At 51.1% G+C, this 18,402-nt stretch carries 15 protein-coding genes; 4 read left to right on the top strand and 11 right to left on the bottom strand.

Going from position 1 to position 18,402, the window contains the following annotated elements:
• Positions 1-114: 114 nt before the first annotated feature.
• The 3 genes from ACFVU8_RS14885 to ACFVU8_RS14895 form a co-directional block, all read right to left on the bottom strand.
• Positions 115-768, bottom strand: a complete 654-nt coding sequence (locus ACFVU8_RS14885) for a Yip1 family protein (protein WP_379465067.1) — start codon at positions 766-768, stop codon at positions 115-117.
• Between the two features lie 134 nt (positions 769-902).
• Positions 903-2,477 carry a flotillin lipid rafts scaffold protein FloT gene (locus ACFVU8_RS14890; RefSeq protein ID WP_175374100.1) on the bottom strand — a complete coding sequence of 525 codons (1,575 nt, stop codon included), beginning with the start codon at positions 2,475-2,477 and terminating at the stop codon, positions 903-905.
• Positions 2,477-3,013: an NfeD family membrane protein gene (locus ACFVU8_RS14895; protein WP_387428156.1), complete on the bottom strand. Its 537-nt coding sequence runs from the start codon at positions 3,011-3,013 to the stop codon at positions 2,477-2,479. Before ACFVU8_RS14895 ends, ACFVU8_RS14890 begins: the two co-directional genes overlap by 1 nt.
• Before the next feature lie 483 nt (positions 3,014-3,496).
• Between ACFVU8_RS14895 and ACFVU8_RS14900 the strand changes: the two genes are divergently transcribed.
• On the top strand, positions 3,497-4,102 hold the full coding sequence (locus ACFVU8_RS14900) for a DJ-1/PfpI family protein (RefSeq protein WP_387428157.1): 606 nt from the start codon (positions 3,497-3,499) through the stop codon (positions 4,100-4,102).
• A gap of 96 nt (positions 4,103-4,198) precedes the next feature.
• Here the strand turns inward: ACFVU8_RS14900 and ACFVU8_RS14905 are convergent, their stop codons facing one another.
• The 4 genes from ACFVU8_RS14905 to ACFVU8_RS14920 form a co-directional block, all read right to left on the bottom strand.
• On the bottom strand, positions 4,199-5,362 hold the full coding sequence (locus tag ACFVU8_RS14905) for an iron-containing alcohol dehydrogenase (RefSeq protein ID WP_387428158.1): 1,164 nt from the start codon (positions 5,360-5,362) through the stop codon (positions 4,199-4,201).
• A 246-nt stretch (positions 5,363-5,608) separates the two neighbouring features.
• Positions 5,609-7,189 carry a UDP-glucose--hexose-1-phosphate uridylyltransferase gene (locus ACFVU8_RS14910; protein WP_387428159.1) on the bottom strand — a complete coding sequence of 527 codons (1,581 nt, stop codon included), beginning with the start codon at positions 7,187-7,189 and terminating at the stop codon, positions 5,609-5,611.
• Between the two features lie 77 nt (positions 7,190-7,266).
• On the bottom strand, positions 7,267-8,253 hold the full coding sequence (gene galE / locus ACFVU8_RS14915; RefSeq protein ID WP_387428161.1) for a UDP-glucose 4-epimerase GalE: 987 nt from the start codon (positions 8,251-8,253) through the stop codon (positions 7,267-7,269).
• Positions 8,254-8,255: 2 nt separating this feature from the next.
• Complete coding sequence (locus ACFVU8_RS14920; protein WP_387428163.1) at positions 8,256-9,434, bottom strand: galactokinase; 1,179 nt, start codon at positions 9,432-9,434, stop codon at positions 8,256-8,258.
• A 214-nt stretch (positions 9,435-9,648) separates the two neighbouring features.
• Here ACFVU8_RS14920 and ACFVU8_RS14925 point away from each other — a divergent pair, with 214 nt between their 5' ends.
• On the top strand, positions 9,649-10,533 hold the full coding sequence (locus tag ACFVU8_RS14925; RefSeq protein ID WP_387428164.1) for an AraC family transcriptional regulator: 885 nt from the start codon (positions 9,649-9,651) through the stop codon (positions 10,531-10,533).
• A 601-nt stretch (positions 10,534-11,134) separates the two neighbouring features.
• On the opposite strand, the gene ACFVU8_RS14930 is transcribed toward ACFVU8_RS14925, so the two are convergent.
• The 3 genes from ACFVU8_RS14930 to ACFVU8_RS14940 are packed head-to-tail and all read right to left on the bottom strand — an operon-like array spanning position 11,135 to position 13,447.
• A complete protein-coding gene (locus ACFVU8_RS14930) occupies positions 11,135-11,881 on the bottom strand; it encodes an NAD-dependent protein deacylase (protein WP_387428166.1) in 747 nt (248 codons plus the stop codon).
• A 31-nt stretch (positions 11,882-11,912) separates the two neighbouring features.
• Positions 11,913-12,680: an HAD family hydrolase gene (locus tag ACFVU8_RS14935; RefSeq protein ID WP_387428168.1), complete on the bottom strand. Its 768-nt coding sequence runs from the start codon at positions 12,678-12,680 to the stop codon at positions 11,913-11,915.
• A gap of 26 nt (positions 12,681-12,706) precedes the next feature.
• Positions 12,707-13,447, bottom strand: coding sequence for an alpha/beta hydrolase (locus ACFVU8_RS14940; RefSeq protein ID WP_379465077.1), 741 nt, complete (start codon positions 13,445-13,447; stop codon positions 12,707-12,709).
• A 207-nt stretch (positions 13,448-13,654) separates the two neighbouring features.
• Between ACFVU8_RS14940 and ACFVU8_RS14945 the strand changes: the two genes are divergently transcribed.
• Positions 13,655-14,692, top strand: a complete 1,038-nt coding sequence (locus ACFVU8_RS14945) for an acyltransferase family protein (RefSeq protein WP_387428169.1) — start codon at positions 13,655-13,657, stop codon at positions 14,690-14,692.
• Positions 14,693-15,077: 385 nt separating this feature from the next.
• A complete protein-coding gene (ilvD, locus tag ACFVU8_RS14950; protein WP_066373669.1) occupies positions 15,078-16,763 on the top strand; it encodes a dihydroxy-acid dehydratase in 1,686 nt (561 codons plus the stop codon).
• 177 nt (positions 16,764-16,940) lie between these two features.
• Here the strand turns inward: ilvD and ACFVU8_RS14955 are convergent, their stop codons facing one another.
• Positions 16,941-18,335, bottom strand: coding sequence for a polysaccharide deacetylase family protein (locus tag ACFVU8_RS14955; RefSeq protein WP_379465080.1), 1,395 nt, complete (start codon positions 18,333-18,335; stop codon positions 16,941-16,943).
• Between the last annotated feature and the right edge of the window lie 67 nt (positions 18,336-18,402).

Here is an 18,402-nt window from a genome sequence, read left to right on the forward strand (position 1 = left end):
ACACCTCTTTTAGTTATGAATCCCCACTGCTGGAAGCAGCCATTTCGTTAAAGGGCACTAGTAGATTATACATGTGCAGCCAACCCCACAGCAAGGCTTAGGGAAAAGAAGGGCCTACTGAACCATTAGCATTACTAGGAAAAACAACACAAGCAGGATCAGGAAAGGCATTACACAAGTAAGCAATGCTTTCCAGGCAGAGAAGCGGTGTGCTTCTCCAATAGCCTTCATGGTGATTACCAAACCCCAGACTCCAAATACTAGCTCCAGGACTACGCAAGTAAAATAAACCACCAGTGCGGCTATGTTGCTCTCCAGTGTCGGCATCTCTGAGGTGAACATCTCTTTGCCAAGGAATAGCACCTCAGGAATCCACAGCAGGCCGAGCAGGACTGCCGGCATAAACATACCTCGTGCCAGCGCCGTTTGCAGCTCTGCCCGGCTGCCTCTCCCTCCCAGCCAACCTCCAATTATTTTCAGCAGGAAGCTGCCTACGTAAAGCGTAAACAGCCCGACGACGATGCCCACTGGGATGGACATCAGGAAGATCGTAGGCAGTGACATTTCGTCTCCGAAGTTCTTGGAAGATGCACGCCCCAGCGCACTTAGAAATCCTGCGGCCATAGACAGCCAGATCATATTCCGGCGCGGGTTCCCGGAATCCAGAAATCCCCGGATCGTCCGGCGCGGTGCAGTCCAGACGGCCAGCCATGGTGTCAGACTGGCTTTGGCTGGAGAGGTGTTATTAATATCAAGCTCAGTGTTCATTCAGTTAGCTCCTTTGGGTATCTTTATGTTGCTATGTTGCTATGTATGTAAACACGGGGATGATACCGTCTGAACAACAAAATATGTCCGGCAAATTGCCGGACATATTTCACTGCAACTATATTAGATATTCTCTATTCCCCAGGTTTTTCCTCTACGGCTGCTTTGAAATTAGTGACAGGCGCTTGAACCGAAGCTACCGGAGCCACGGCAGACACAGGAGTAGATTGTGATTGGCCCACCGATGCCGGAGCAGCTTTGCGAGTCAGTCCTTTGATCAGTTCTTCCACATCAATACCGGAGACGCTCTTCAGCATTTCAGGCGCAGTGGACATGAGCTGGGTCACATAATTGCTGACCCGGGCTGCGCCCTCGCCGTTGCCGGTATCGACCACTGTAAGCTTGTCGATAGATGCCAGCGGCTCGGCAATTTTGCCCGCCAGTTCCGGCAGCATCTTGACGATGATATCCAGCACGGCAGCTTCGCCGAACTTCTGGAACGCTTCCGCCAGCTTCTCCTTGGCTTCTGCTTCCGCCAGACCGCGCAGGCGGATAACTTCGGACTCCGCCTTACCTTTGGCCAGCTCCGCATCCGCAATCGCTTGGCCCTCAAGCCGCTTCTGCTCCGAAGTCGCCTTCGCCTGCGTCTCGATGCTGTATTGCACCGCATCAGCCTCACGCATTCTTTTCGCCTTATCGGCTTCTGCCGCCTGCTCTACCGCGTAGCGATCTGCCTCGGCCTTCTTCTTCACTTCCGCATCGTACTGCTTCTCGCGAACCTGAATCTCTTTCTCTTGCAGGTCAATCTCCCGCATCTTACGAACGAGCTCAACCTTCATCTGCTCTTCCACCACGGTCTGCTTGGCGCGCGCCTCTTGAATATGGTACGCCTGGTCAGCTTCCGCCTTCGCCGTGTCCTGATCGCGTTTGAAGGCTGCCACCTTCAACTGGTTCTCCTTGGAAGCTTCAGCGATATTTGTATCACGCAGCAGTTCCGCCTTCTGCCCTTGTTCCTCGGCGTTGGCCTTCTGGATACGCGCATCCCGCACGGCTTCCGCTTCAGCAATCTCCGCGTCCCGCTTCACGGCAGCAATCCGCGGCTTCCCGAGTGCATCCAAATAACCGTGCTTGTCGCGAACGTCCTTAATAGTAAAGGAGACAATTTGCAGACCCATTTTCTTAAGATCCCGTGCCGCTACACCCTGTACCTCCTGCGCGAACCGGTCACGGTTACGGTATACTTCTTCAACGGTCATGGTACCGAGTATGGCCCGCAGGTGACCTTCCAGTACTTCCTGAGCTTCGCTCTTCAGGGATTCAATCGGCTTACCCATGAACTGCTCTGCGGCAGTCGCCACGTCTTCAGTAGAACTTCCAACCTTGATGATGGCCACACCGTCGGCAATAACCGGCACACCTTGTTCTGTATACACTTCCGGTGTCGTTACATCCAGCTTATGAGACAGCAAGGACATGAATTCAGCCTTCTGAAAGATGGGAAGAATAAAGGCGCCGCCTCCGCGGACAATTTTGATTTTCCGGCCGGAGCCGTCATCGGAAATATGATTATTGCCAAGAAATGAACCCGTAACGATCATCGCTTCATCCGGTCCAACCGTTTTGTAGCGAGCCCAGAACGCTATACCAAGCACCAGCAGAACACCAACCACCACAGCAGGAATTAACAAATAGTCAGGTATTTCAAACATTAAATATCCACTCCTCTTCTCTCTTCAAATTCTGACACCAGCGCTACACCATCGTTGACATCGATCACAACAACCTTGGTTCCGGCCAATAAGGGCCGATGGTCAAAGCTGGACACCGTATGCAAACTGTTGCCAGCTCCGAATTTCACCATGATCTCTCCATAGCCCTCCGCCGGGATGGGGATCGTAATCTCCCCGATCATTCCAGGCAGGTCCTGCATAGAGAATCCATTTGAGGTCTGGCTCTTATCCATCGGTTTCACGAACCCCAGGAACAGGAGCACTCCCATGAATGCGGCAGTCAGCAGGGATAAAGCAACAATCGGCCCGTTATCAAGTGTGCTGTAGCGGGTTAGCAGAATACCAGCGCCGCCGAATACGGTCACTGCCCCTGCCAGGACGGTGGGATTAAGAAAATCAAAGGACACAATATCGAAAATTCCATCCAGTGCACTTCCGATCAGATCTCCCACCAACACGCTGACTATGGCAAAAATGACGCCTAGCGCCAAGCAGCCCAAATACAGCGTTTGCATAGTTTTCTCCTCCCGTCTTTGTTCCGGACTGTCATACTATATTAAACGTGAAAAGTTCGCCCTTGGTTTCACAAACTTTGGATTTTTTTCTAGGAATCCCTTTGAATACGCTTGTAATGCCTGTTCCACTTGCAAACATAACCCTTAAGAGCGATAGGCGCACAATTATTATTATAATACAATATGCTCAAACCTATATTTTAAATTATATAAAATGAACAAAAGAAAATAACAACAAGCGAGAAGGAACGAAGGGGGAAGTTTGGAACTGTAGGAGCAAAGCGATCGCCTGAGAGCTTTCCTTAGGAAAGCTGGCATCGGAAGCATAGGCTGTGCCCAGATTTCAACCGCTAGAGGCGGTTTATAAAGAAGAAATCTGGGCACAACAGCGACCGGAAGTCCAAACATTCCATCGTAGTGACGACCGAGCCTTGTGTTAGGATCTTAAGTTCATCTTATATAGCAAAAATTCATGAAGGGGTGATGAACGTGAAAGTACGTACAGTAGGAATTTTCCTGTTTGATGATGTTGAGGTGCTTGATTTCGCCGGACCCTTTGAAGTGTTCGCCGTCACCGTTACCCAGCGTTTCACACCCGAAGCCTTCGCACCCTTCTCTGTTACGACTGTCTCTGAGCAGGGGGGAATGATCACTGCCCGCAATGGGTTAAAGGTCACCACCGATTACAGCTTTTCAAGTGCGCCCTCATACGACATTCTCGTTATTCCTGGAGGGATGGGTACTCGTAGGGAAGTGCATAACCGGAACGTGATTGCCTGGATTCAGGAAAAGTTCCCGGAGGTAGAGCTCATGACTTCGGTCTGTACAGGGTCTTTCTTGTTGGCGGAAGCCGGCATTTTGGAGGACAAAGCCGCCACCACCCACTGGGCTAGCATCGAACGAATGAAAGAGACTTATCCATCGGTTAGGGTCGAACAGAATACGAAGTTTGTGGACGCTGGAAAGATCGTCACTTCAGCAGGTATATCTGCTGGTATTCATATGGCCTTTCACGTCGTTCAGCGACTGCTCGGCACAGATGTGGCTCAAAACACAGCTAAACACATGGAGTACGATATTCAGTTCTAGTTTAATTTTTTGTTAAAATGAACGTCCCTAGCATTAAAAAGCAGCCCAGGCTCTTAACAAGCCCAGGCTGCTAATTTCATACTATAGCGCGTGTCTTTAAAGCGCCATTGTATAAATCTCTACAACATCTTCATGATTCAGTTTACGGAAGTTGCCGAAAGGCCCAAAGCGCATCGCCTTATCTGCCATGACGCCAATTTGGCTGTCGTCGATTTCGTAATCGGCCAATGTCTTCGGTGCCCCGATGGAATCCCAGAACCGGCGCAGCGCTTCAATGCCCTCAATTCCAATCTCTTCGTCAGTCTTGCCTTCAGGGTTCACGCCAAAAGCATTAACCGCCAGCTTGCGGAAACGGGCCGGATTGCTGGACAGGTTATATTTCATCCATTGCGGGAACAAGATCGCTAGTCCGCCGCCATGTGGAATGTCGTATACTGCGGAGACCGCATGCTCAATATTGTGTGTGGCCCAGTCGCCGGCAAATCCCATGCTAACCATTCCGTTCAGCGCCAAAGTGCCACAGTAGAGGATGGTCTCACGCAGCTCATAGTTCTCAAGGTCTTCCACCAGCTTAGGTCCGGTTTCAATCACAGTACGGAGCAGACCCTCACAGAATCCGTCCTGTGCGAGCGTATTACCGTCTGTGTGGAAATAATGTTCCAGTACGTGGGACATGATGTCCACCATGCCATAAACAGTCTGATCACGAGGCAGGGTAAAAGTATGCACGGGATCAAGAATGGAGAACGCCGGATAAGCATGAATGCTGCCCCAAGCCAATTTCTCTTGCGTAACTTCGTTCGTAATAACAGAACCGCCGTTCATTTCCGAACCAGTGGCAGCGATTGTCAGAACCGTACCCAGCGGCAGAGCAGCTTGTGGTACCGCCTTGCGTTCCAAGAAGTCCCACATATCGCCGTTATACTTGGCACCTACTGCAACGGCCTTCGCACAGTCGATTACACTTCCCCCACCTACGGCCAGGATGAGGTCAATGTTGTGTTGATGACAGAGCTCCACCCCTTTATGTACTGTGGAAAGACGAGGATTCGGCTCAACGCCGCTAAGTTCAGTAATCTGCACATCCAGTTCCTTGAGATGAGCAATAACTTTATCGTAAAGGCCACTGCGCTTAATGCTGCCGCCTCCATACATCAATAGTACGTTCTTTCCGTACTTGGGAACTTCATTACGCAATGCTTCCAAGGTATCCCGGCCAAAGATCAGCTTCGTCGGGTTGTAGAATTCAAAATTCCGCATGTGTACAGGCCTCCGTAATTTCTTGAATTGGTAATGCACCCACTATTATAGACTTCTGTCTGTCTCCTTTCAAATCGGTGACGAAAAATAACCAGATATACAAACAGTAGCATCGTCTCTACAGTAGGAATTCCCCTTGCTGTGAGGAGATGATCCTTGTGAAATACATAAAAAGAGTAATAAAAAACAGGGATGCTGAGGAGTTCACGACTCCAAGCATCCCTGCCCGCAAGATTGTAGAATAGATTACTGTGCTCCAAAGCTGCCGACAAACCGGCGGAAAGCCGCTTGCCCTTCCGGAGTGCGCTTGTAGACACCGGCATGCTCAAGAATCTGTGTGAATTTGATACCGACTTCGTTCTGTACCGTCTTCACAGCAGCTTCCCGTTCCAGGGAAGTGCCGAAACGCTCGGCCAGTTCTTCCACCCAGGCTGCATGCAGCGCCAGCGGATGATCAGCATTACCTTTTAACGCCTCACGAGAAGCCGTATCCCCGGCAAGAATGCCAGCGATAGCATCCAGCTCTTCCTTCAGGCGGCCAGGCAGAATCGCCAGACCCATGACTTCGATCAAGCCAATGTTCTCTTTCTTGATATGGTGCATCTCCCGGTGCGGGTGGAAGATCCCCTCAGGATACTGCTCGCTGGTCCGGTTGTTGCGCAGCACCAGATCCATCTCGAAGCTTCCGTCTTCACCGCGACGCACAATCGGTGTGACCGTATTATGAGGCTGCTGCTCGCCATCCACTTCGCTGAAAGCGAAAACTTCGGCTTCAGGGTCACTGTAAGCTTTCCAAGCCTCATAAATGGTATTGCCGCATTCCAGCAGCACGGCCGGGTCCAGGCTGTTCATGCGCAGTACAGACATCGGCCACTTCACAATGCTGATGCTGACGCCCGGATAATCCGGATGGCTGAAAGTATCTTCCTTCGGTGCCTTCTGAATCGGGAACGTATGACGTCCTCCCTGGAAGTGGTCATGCGTCAGGATCGAACCGCCGACGATCGGCAGATCGGCATTGGAACCGATAAAGTAGTGCGGGAAAGATTCCACGAAGCCAAGCAGGCGCTTCAGCGTATCCTTCGTCAATTTCATCGGCACATGGTCATGATGGAACACAATACAGTGCTCATTGTAATAAACATAAGGAGAATACTGGAACAGCCATTTCTCCTTATTCAGTTCCAACGGAATAACGCGCAGATTTTGGCGTGGCGGGTGGTTGACCCGGCCGGCATAACCGACATTCTCACGGCAGAGCAGGCATTTCGGATAGACCGGCGGCGGAAGCAGCCGGGCCATCGCGATTTCCTTTGGACTCTTCTCAGGCTTGGACAGGTTGATCGTCATCTCGATGTCCCCATAAGGGGACTCCTGCAGCCAGTAGACGTTCTTGGAGATGCGGTCCATACGGATATAATTGGAATCAATGCTCAGCTTATAGAAACGATCCGTCGCAGCCTCAACGCCCTGTTCCTGTCTCAAACGATTGAACTCCTCGTTCACTTCCGAAGGACGGGCCATTAGCTGGCCCATAATCTTGGCATCCAACAGATCCCGGTAAGTATCGCTGTTCTCAGGGAACAGACCGATTTCGAAGCCGTAATCAATCAATTGGTCCAGCGGACCTTGCGGGCCTTCCAGCACCGCCTGATCCACTTCTCCAGCAAAGGGCTCAGTGAACCCAAACTGGTCCAGCAGCAGGTTGCGACTATAATCAATATCCGCAGGCTTGATGAGGTCTTGCCGCAGAGCAAACAGAACCAACTGCTCTATAGCATGCAGGGCCTCTTGCCCGGAAGCAGCCGTTATCTTCTCGTTGTCCATTTCAATTCTCCTTCATAAAGGGTGTGTGTGAACGCAGTCTTAAACAGGCTGCGGTTCATGGGAATGGGAGTCGTCCCTTATTCCCCGTACCCTTGCGGATTAGCCGAATGCCAGTTCCATGCGCTTTGGATGATGTTGTCCAGATCCGCATGCTGCGGATTCCAGCCCAGTACAGAGCGAGCCTTCGCGGATGAAGCTACAAGTACAGCCGGATCGCCAGCACGGCGTTCCTGAATGACTACAGGAATTTCTAAGCCGGTCACTTTCTTGGCTGTTTCAATGACTTGCTTCACGGAGAAGCCCAGCCCGTTGCCAAGGTTGAATACGTTGCTGTCGTTTCCGCTGCGCAGATAGCTCACTGCACGAACATGGGCGTCAGCCAGATCGCTGACATGAATGTAGTCGCGTACACAAGTCCCGTCTTCCGTCGGATAGTCGTCACCGAATACGGCAATGCTCTCACGCTGCTTCAACGCAGTTTGCAGTACCAGCGGAATCAGATGGCTCTCTGGACGGTGGTCTTCCCCGATCTTGCCGCTGGCATGTGCACCTGCGGCGTTGAAGTAACGCAAAGCCACATATTTGATGCCGAGCACTTTATCGAACCAGGACATCATGCGCTCCATGGTCAGCTTGGTCTCACCGTAGACATTCGCAGGCTCGGTGCGGTCAGTCTCTTCAATCGGCACCTTTTCCGGTTCGCCGTAGGTTGCGGCCGTGGAGGAAAAGACGATTTTATCCACGCCTGCCTTCTGCATAGCTTCCAGCAGACATTGGGTGCCATAGACGTTGTTGTCATAATATTTAACCGGGTCCTTCATGCTTTCGCCCACCAGGGAACTGGCCGCAAAGTGAATGACCGCCTCAATGTTGTTCTCGGAGAACAGCTTGGCCAATAGTTCCTTGTCGCGCAGATCGCCTTCGTACAATTTTCCGCCCAGCAATGCCTCGCGATGTCCTGTCAGCAAATTGTCGATGACTACAACTTCTTCGCCGCGTTCCAGAAGCTCAGCTACTGTGTGGGAACCGATATATCCGGCTCCGCCCGTTACCAGAATCGCCATGTTTACTTCTCCCCCTTCAGTTCTTCTACGCCATTGCCGATGCCGCATACATAGAACTCGCCAGTCAGACCGGATCTTTCCTTGTAAGCCGCGCCTACTTCACTAATAAAGCGTTCCACATCATCTTCATGCACCAGGGATACCGTACAACCACCAAAACCTGCACCCGTCATGCGCGCGCCAAGCGTACCTGGAATGCGCTGTGCTTCTTCCACCATGATATCCAGCTCCGTACAACTTACTTCGTACAGATCGCGAAGGGAAGCATGGGAATCATTCATGTATTGACCGAACTGCTTCAGGTCGTTGTTCTTCAGCACCTCTACCGAATCAAGCACGCGCTGGTTCTCTTCCACCACATGGCGAGCGCGGCGTCTTACCGTCTCGTCAGCAATCTTGTCCTGGTGAGCCTCGAACTGCTCACGTGTGAGCTGGGCCAGATAGGACAGGGATGGAACTTCTTTTTGCAGAATAGACAGGGCTTCATCACATTGTTGACGACGCTCATTGTACTTGGAATCCACCAAGCCTCTGCGCTTATTCGTATTACCGATGATCAGTTTATAGGAACCGGTCACGAAAGGCACCAGGTTGTATTCAAGCGTATCGCACATGAGCAAAATGGCATGATCGCGCTTGCCGTTAGCAACGGCGAACTGGTCCATGATTCCGGAGTTCACGCCAACATATTGGTTCTCGGCACGCTGGGAGAGCAGGGCAATCTCAACAGTGTCGGTATCGCCGCCTTCGAGCGTCAGGAATGCATAGGCGGTTACCACCTCAAGCGATGCGGAGGAAGACAAGCCTGCTCCGTTAGGGATATCCCCATGGAACAGCAGGTCGTAGCCTTGCGTCAGCGGCTGGTTCTTCTTCTGCAGTTCAACCATTACGCCGATCGGGTAATCCACCCACTCACCGGTCTTGGCCTTGCCAATATCACTGAAATCTATAGATGCTTCGTAAGGGAAGTTAGTCGATGCAAAAGTGACCTTGCTGTCACTGCGCGGACGCACGATCAGCGTGGTACCGAATTCAAGTGCTGCCGGAAGCACATATCCACCGTTGTAATCCAGGTGCTCACCAATGAGGTTGACACGGCCCGGCGCGTAAAACACGCTTGCTTCCTTGCTGCTCTCCCCATATTTTTCGATAAACTTCTGGCTAAGTTGTTGTATGCTCATAAATGCCACTCCATCCTTTCACTATTTGCGATCGCGGGATTTGGTAATGCTTTCTTTCTGCTTATATTATAATAAAATCAGACTTGGTCTGATAATGCAATCATGTGTGTAATGTATGGATATATGTGACTTTTCCGGATATAATCAATACTAAAAACACAGCCTGCTGACCAACATTTTTCCGAGCAGCCGATAAAAGGGGTTGTCCTGCCTTATGGATTCATCCAGTTCCCATTCATATACCTATTCCGTTGGCTCTAATCCCGTCTCTTACGACAGCCAAACACTGCATGTACTGTTCGCTGGCGAGAGCCAGACACTGCCGCTGCATCAGGCCGGTCCCAAGATCTACGATTATTATCTGCTCCACTTCATTGAATCAGGGTCGGGCAGCTTTCATACGGAACAACACAAGTACGAACTGGGCGAAGGGGACTGCTTCCTGATCCATCCTGCCCAGTTGGTTAGCTATATCTCCGACCCGAATCAGCCTTGGCGCTACCGCTGGGCGGCTTTTACCGGGGCGGAGGCCGACTGGCTGGTGCAGCAGGCCGGGTTCAGTCCAGACACGCCGGTGTTGGCCGCTGCCGAGGGCAGGGTGATTCCCGATGCGCTAGCGGGGATGATGGGCGCCTTCAATGCTAACCGGGAGAGTGCGCATCTCACCTCACTAGGCTATTTGTATCTCATTATAGGAGAAGCAGCAGAGCGTTTATCCACTCACTCGCGTCTGCCCGGTACGGGCTCACAGGTGCAGCGGACCGTGAAGCAGATGATTCACTATATGTCCTCCCAGTATGCCCATCCTGTCTCTATTGAACAAATGTGCGACAGCCTGGGTTATAACCGGGCCTACCTGTCCCGCGTGTTCAAGCAGGAGACGGGCTTATCCCCGGTGACCTATCTGTTGAAACTGCGTATTGATAAATCCAGGCAGCTGCTGCGGGAACGCCCGGAGCTGTCTGTAGAACAAGTAGCGTCTTCGGTTGGCCTGACGGATGCGCTGTATTTCTCGCGCCAGTTCAAGCGCTTTTGCGGCCAGTCCCCGACGGCTTACCGCATCGCCACAGCGAGGCGGGGAGACAAATCCTCGCGCTAATCATTTTCACTTGAACAAAGCGCTCCTCCCAGCGCTAACATTAGGCACAATAACAGCCCGTTTCTGTACAAGGAAACGGGCTGTTATTGCCTGCCATAAGTCGCTAAGATTAAGATTCAGTTTGATCTTCAGTGCCACCTTTGGGAGGGTGTTTCGCACCCCTCATGCTCCCTCGGCGTAAATCCGCATTCATTCGGGAGCGGAGAGCGACTTTCCTCAGTCTATATAGATCGCATCGAACAACACACTACTATGAGAACACACCAATAAACATAACATATTTGGAAAATGACCCCGACATCTCAATAACGGTCATCTTGTAGCTTACTGAAGGTGGCAGATGCACCAAAAAGATCAGCTTCACTCGATAAGGGATGGGAATAACGGGAATAACTCCTGATATTTTGATGCAATCCTCTTCTTTTTTAATATAACTGGAAAAAATCCCGTTAATCATCAATAAATACGGAAAAGGGAAGCATTAACGTTATGTTTTCCCGTTATTCAAACCCCTCTTAAATTGCGAGCGTACTCACTATTTACTGCCCTAATTGAACCTTAGAGAGCCCTTGTACTCTTAAGTATTGTGAAAAAACAACAATCAAGACTCCCGCAGTAACTCCCCCACCTTGCCAAGTACCTGACCGATACGATCTGTGATGATAAGATTCGCACGGCGATCATATGGTGTTGGTTCACCATTCAATAGTACTGTATTTCTTCCGCGAAAATAAGTAATCAGGCTAGCCGCCGGATGCACGGTCAACGAGGTGCCGCCGATCAGCAGCAAATCGGCCCCCCGGATGGCCTCCACACTCTCAGTCAGTACCGTATAGTCCAGCTCCTCTTCATAGAGCACCACATCCGGCCTAACAATGCCTCCGCAATCCGGGCAGCGGGGCACGATGTCTTTGCTCGCTACAATCTGCTCCAGCTCGTAATCACGGGCGCAATCCATGCAGTAGTTCCGGTGAATCGAACCGTGCAACTCCAGTACCCGGCGACTGCCCGCTTTCTGATGCAGACCGTCAATATTTTGCGTAATGACGGCTTTGAGCTTGCCTTGCTGCTCCAGCTCCGCCAGCAGAAGATGCGCTCCGTTCGGCTGAGCCTGCGGATGAATCATTTTACTGCGGTAGAAATCAAAAAAAATGTCCGGTGAGGACATGAAAAACGTACGGCTGAGCATCTCCTCAGGGGGATAAGGCGACTGATGCTCGGTCTGATACAACCCTGCCGCAGAACGAAAATCGGGAATTCCGCTTTCTGTGGAAGTACCCGCCCCGCCGAAGAAAACTATAGATTCACTATCTTTGATCCAGGAAGTCAAGGTTTGTAATTGATCCATGGGCATTCAGTCCATCCTTTCTATACTGTACTTAGGAAGAAATCGAAAGTTCATGGAAGCCCGATATCACGATATCAGCATCCAGCAGATGTGCGCTTCCGCCGTCTTGACCCGCAATACCGATGGCCAGCGACACACCTGCGCCTTTAGCGGTCTGCATATCCGCATTACTGTCCCCGATCATTACGGTCTCCCCGGGATTCAGGCCAAGCTCGAGGCAAGCCTTCTCCGCCATTTCGGGGTCCGGTTTGCCGTTTACCACATGGTCTCTCGTCACTACCGTCTGAAAAAAAGCTGCGATCCCAAGCCATTCCAGCTGCTCTGCTGTCGTCTTGACTCCATCTGAAGTGACTACCCCCAGCTTCAGCGAGGCATCCGCACACTGCTTAAGGAAGGGCAGCAGTCCCGATAGCGGATACGCCGCCTGTCTCTTGCGCAGCTCATTCATCGCATCCTTGGTGATATGCTTCACCTTTGCTAAGGCTTCGTTCCACGAAAGGCCGGAGGCATACAGCTGCCACGCCAGCAGCCCCTCCGTTTCTCCCGCCGTTGCCATAGAGAACGGTCCGGAGGGATCATAACCAATGACCTTCCCGCTATCATCATGGATGGTGCCGAGCAGTCCAGATATTCCGCCTTCCAGCGTCTTGCCCCTAATTGCAAGCTGCGTTTCCATTCCGCGCAGAACCAGTTCCGCCCAAAGTCCCCATGTAGCCAGGATATCCAGCAATGTGCCGTCTTTGTCAAAGAGAATGCCCTGGCAAGGAATAGTCGTATGATTCACATGTAATAAAGGCATGTTGTCATTGTCCCCCAGTCTATCGGTTAGCCCAGATTACTCAACCAGTCGAGCAGTGCCCGTACCGTGCGGCTCTGCTGCTCTTCCTCGGAGATTGTGGCTTCACCATCTCCCTTTTGCTTGCCATAGCTGCCGAACTGGGCATGATTGCCGCCATCCACGGAGTAATAAATAGTATTGTCCGGCAAGTAAGAGCGTCCTTTGCGGTAGCTGGCTTTATTGATTACCCCATCCTCCGTGCCCAGGATCGACAGAACCGACAGTGTTGTGTCTTTCAGACTGCCTTTCTCATCAGGATAGGACGCCAGAAAGAACACACCTTTAAGTTGACCAGGATGTTCTGCAGCATAACGGGAAGCCATAACGCCTCCCAAAGAGTGCCCGCCCAGTACAAACGTAAGCTTGGGATGCACACGGATAATCTCTTCCGCCGCATCTCCCTTCGTCACCGCAAGATTAAGTGGCATCTTGGCGATATACACGGGATGCCCGGCCATGGCGATGGCCTTCGCCAGCGGGGAGTAGGCTTCTGCTTCCACCAGCCCGCCAGGATATAGAATTACCCCTGCACCTGTAGCCAGACCCGGCTCAAAGGATATCCAGTTATCGTTCTGCTCCACCGAAATGCCCCCGCCTGAGATGAGGGCCGTTTCAGCGCTCTGCTCAGGTGCATAGGGCGTCAAGTATCTCCATAGAAGCAGCCCCGCAGCGACGAGAATGATTAATAGGATGACGAACACGCGGCGTTTCGTTATTTTACCCTTCACATATGTCCACTCCCGGCTGGTTCTGCATATACTGCTTCCTCTTAATATGAAAATTATAGTTGAATCGGTGCTTCCAAACAACCTTCAACACATCGCCACATTCACTTTGATGACAACGCTTACGCTAGTGATATTAATCACAATTCAAAGAAATAAAATACGGTATTTTAAAATTAAAGTAATGGAGACGCTTGGAGGGACAGCAAGATGGGAGACGACGCTCTGGACGAACGCGGGGAGACCTTTTTTCTGAATCTGCGCTTTATGCTTATTGTCACTGTCTTTATCGGGAATGCCATTGAACCGCTGGTAGGCGGGGTGAGTGCCATGCATCAACTATATCTGTGGATTTTCAGTTTCCATATGCCGCTTTTCGTACTTGTGACCGGATATTTCGCCAGAAAAAATCTATACGGGACTGCCGGACGCCGTCTACTATTGCAAATCGGATTACAGTACATTATTTTTCAAAGTCTATATTCCCTGCTGGACAGTACCTATTTCCATGTGAACGGTATTCAGCATTCCTTCTTCGCACCTTATCTGCTTCTATGGTTTCTTGCGAGTCATGCCTTCTGGCGCCTGCTGTTGATTGGAATGAGGGGATGGAAGTTCGGCGCTCAGTTAGCTTTTGCTATTATCGCGGGTGTGCTTGTGGGGTACCTCCAGCTTGACGGTGTCTGGTTCAGCATTAGCCGCACCTTTGTATATCTGCCCTTTTTCGTGATCGGCTATCACTTCTCGTTCCCCGCCTTCCTTCGTCTGTATCACAAATGGGCCAAAACCTCTGCCTGCGTCTGCTCCATCCTGCTGCTGATCCCGCTCGGATTGTGGGGAAATATTCTTCCACATGGCTGGCTGTATGGATCAATGACCTACATGCAGCTTGGCCACCATGAGTGGTATGCCGGACTGTACCGTTTGGGGCTGTACGGTTGGCAATTTGCTGCTTCCCTCACCTTTCTCGGATGGGTCCCTTACCGAATGAGCCGTATGACTGACTGGGGACGCCGAACGCTATATGTCTTCTTGCTTCACGGATTTATTATCCGCCTGGCAGCGGCATCCGGTATATATAATCTGGTCAGCGGTGCGACTGGAATTACAGTGCTGATTGGCACAGCTATATTACTAACTATTCTACTAGCCCAGCCCGCAGTCAAACGCCTCCTGCACCCGCTGGTGGAGCCTTCCACTGCCTGGATGGTTGATCTGCAGCGCGCAGCCTTGCGGCGGTCGTTATAAAAACGTTCAGGCAAGTTAGCTCAATATCCAAAATAGAATATGTGATCGTTCCTTCTGTCGACATCGGTATTGGTGATTATCCATATCATTGGAAGGAGCGGTCTTTTTGTCTTGGAGAGCAGATATCCTTGATAGAAGATCGGTAGAAAAAACTACCCGTTTGTGATAGACTCACTATTAACAATGACATGTTCGGCTTCGGACAGCCGTCATTCACAGTCATCATTGGCTCATTGCAAGCAGTTATAGAAACGGCTTCCCCTCTTCTCTTTAAGAAGCTGGACCCCGTTAATTCTATAAACCGCATTTCCTTGCCTCTTATGAGTGCAATGCGTTAATGCGCCACTATATCAGATTTTGCAATTTACTAGGGGGGAAATTCATAATGGCAGTCAAGAAAAAGCGTTCAGACATGATCACCAAAGGTTTCGACCGTGCCCCGCACCGCAGTCTTCTGCGTGCAGCCGGCGTAAAGGAAGAAGATTTCGGCAAACCGTTTATCGCGGTCTGCAATTCCTATATTGATATTGTTCCGGGCCATGTACACTTGCAGGAATTCGGTAAAATCGTCAAAGAAGCTATCCGTGAAGCCGGCGGCGTACCGTTCGAGTTCAACACGATCGGTGTAGATGACGGGATTGCCATGGGACATATCGGCATGCGTTACTCTCTGCCAAGCCGCGAGATCATCGCAGACTCCCTGGAGACTGTAGTATCTGCTCACTGGTTCGATGGTATGGTCTGCATCCCGAACTGTGACAAGATCACACCAGGAATGATGATGGGCGCCTTGCGTGTCAACATTCCAACGATCTTCGTCAGCGGCGGCCCAATGAAGGCCGGTGTGGACAGCAAAGGCAAGAAGCTCTCCCTTACTTCTGTATTCGAAGGCGTAGGCGCGCACCAAGTCGGTAAGATCAACGACGCTGAACTGCTTGAATTGGAACAATACGGCTGTCCTACATGCGGATCATGTTCCGGTATGTTCACCGCTAACTCGATGAACTGTCTGGCTGAAGCTATGGGTCTTGCCCTGCCAGGTAACGGTACAATTCTGGCTGTAGCTGAAGAACGCAAAGACTTTGTACGTAAATCGGCGAAACAACTGATGGAACTGATCGAACTTGATCTGAAACCACGCGATATCGTAACGATCGAATCACTCGATAACGCATTTGCACTGGATATGGCTATGGGTGGTTCCACCAACACAGTACTGCACACTCTTGCACTGGCTCAAGAAGCAGGTGTTGACTACCCGCTGGAGCGCATCAACGAAGTCGCAAACCGTGTTCCTTACCTGTCCAAGCTGGCTCCTGCCTCCGATATCTTCATCGAGGACGTAGACCGTGCGGGCGGGGTCAGCGCCGTACTGAACGAATTGCTGAAGAAACCAGGCGCATTGTTCGGTGACTGCATTACCGTTACCGGCAAGACACTGGCCGAGAATGTAAGAGGACATGAAATTAAGGACACTTCCGTTATTCATACACTTGATAATCCTTATTCCGAAGTGGGCGGATTGTCCGTACTGTACGGCAACCTGGCTCCGGAAGGTTCCATTATCAAGGTTGGTGCGGTTGATGCTTCCGTAGGCGGCTACCATAAAGGTCCAGCGATTTGCTTCGATTCTCAGGAAACTGCGCTGGAAGGCATCGCGAACGGTAAGGTTAAGGAAGGCCACGTGGTGGTTATCCGTTATGAAGGTCCAAAAGGTGGTCCTGGTATGCCAGAAATGCTGGCTCCTACCTCCCAAATCGTGGGTATGGGTCTCGGCGCTAAAGTCGGCCTGATCACAGACGGTCGTTTCTCCGGCGCATCCCGCGGAATCAGCATCGGGCACATTTCTCCAGAAGCGGCTGAAGGCGGACCGATTGCTTTCGTTGAAGACGGCGATATCATCGAGCTGGATCTGATCAATCGTAAGATCGAGCTGCTGGTGGACGAAGAAACCCTTGCGACACGCCGTGCAGGCTGGAAAGGCTTCGAGCCGAAGGTGAAGACTGGTTATCTCGCCCGTTACTCCAAATTGGTAACCAACGCTAGTAATGGCGGCGTATTAAAAATCTAATTACGTCCCTGGCCATGCCAGAACGTAATTCTCATTGAAGCGGTCCCTCGCAGCAGTTATTCTGCTCTGAGGGACTTTTTTTTGTGCAACTAAAGATAAAAAGGGAACACCTTCAGCCAACATATGCTGGCCTGAGGCATTCCCTTTTTCCATAATACTACCTATAATTCCTGTACATTAATGAACAACCGTTGCACCTGGCAGTTCCACTTCATCCGCAGCATTGCTGCGGCTTCTCTCTTCTTCTATCTGCTCCCGTTTGCGGTTCGCGCTACGTGGCTGCATCTTCTGATCATGCCGTTTCAACAATTCAGACACCGGCATCAGGATGAGCTTCGGCACAAGCACCTCGGTACGCTCCTTCAGTCTTGCTCCACCAGCCGGATGTATCACACTTAACAACAGACTCAGGTAAAGCTTGCTGGAACGGGCGAACCAGCCGTTGGGCATATCCAGTACTGTGAAACCGAATTTCTCCGGTCCCCGATTGATCATGCTGACCCCGTACAATGCCTTAGCTTCCATAAGCGCCTCGTCATGGGCAATTTCCTCGGCGAGTACCGGCATATCCTTCTCCATCCGGCGAATCATGCGGATCGCAAGCTGGGCAGAGGAACGGGAATGCATGCCAAGCTCGAACAGCTCCCGGTTATCGACATGTAGCTCAATTACCTTATCACCCTTGCTTAACGTGGTTCCGTCCTCCATAGTGATCGGCTGCCCCTGATACTTACGCAGACGATAATGCAGGAAAGGCTCGGCCGGTGAAAGAGTTCTTAACTTAAACAGGAATTGAAATAATTGCTCCCAGCCCAGCCATAGTCCCACAATCAGGCGTTTTCCGAAGGAAATTTGCTGAATGGACGATTTCTCAGCCGTCTTGATCATCTGGTCAATACGGATACTACACAGCCCGCGTCTTTGAGCTTCCTCTAAGGTTCTCTCCAGAGCAATCAGCATCAGTCCTGGAGCATCAGGATCGGCACCCAGTGTCGCACCGCTGTCATGCAGAAGCATCACTTCGCCGGGATTAAGGCGGGAGAGCATTTTCTCTGTGAGCTTCTCGGCCCCTTGCTTCTCACGCCAATCGCCGAACATCGCTGACCACAACACAATCTGCACACGGCGACGCTTCGAGAAATCGAACAAATTCACAATTCCCCAAGGCGGACGATAGTAAGTGCTGTGTTCACCGGTAATGCTGTAAATAATTTCGTCTGTGCGCTGGATCTGTTTACGTACCGTTGCCGGACGCATCAGCCAATTGGTCTTGTGCACATAGTTATGAATACCGATGAGATGGCCCTCCGCATGAATACTGCGGATCAGGTCAGGATAACGCTCCGCATGGGAGCCCACCACGAAAAAGGTAGCCTTAGCGTCATAACGCCTTAGAAGTTCAAGCACTTTCGGCGTAAAACGAGGGTCCGGACCGTCATCAAAGGTCAGCGCAAATTCATGGCTTCCGGTTCCTTTACGGAACACGCGGTAACCGAAAATACGGCTGATAATACCGGGTATAAAGGCATAAAAAGATGAGATGTAAAACAACCAGAGCAGCAAAGTCTGCATGTCTATTCCCCGCTTTTCCAGAGTTGACTTTGGCTCGCCTTAGGTCTGCAAGCAGATACAGCGATAC

The sequence above is a fragment of the Paenibacillus sp. NPDC058177 genome (genome assembly GCF_042883835.1).
GTDB lineage: Bacteria > Bacillota > Bacilli > Paenibacillales > Paenibacillaceae > Paenibacillus_AQ > Paenibacillus_AQ agri.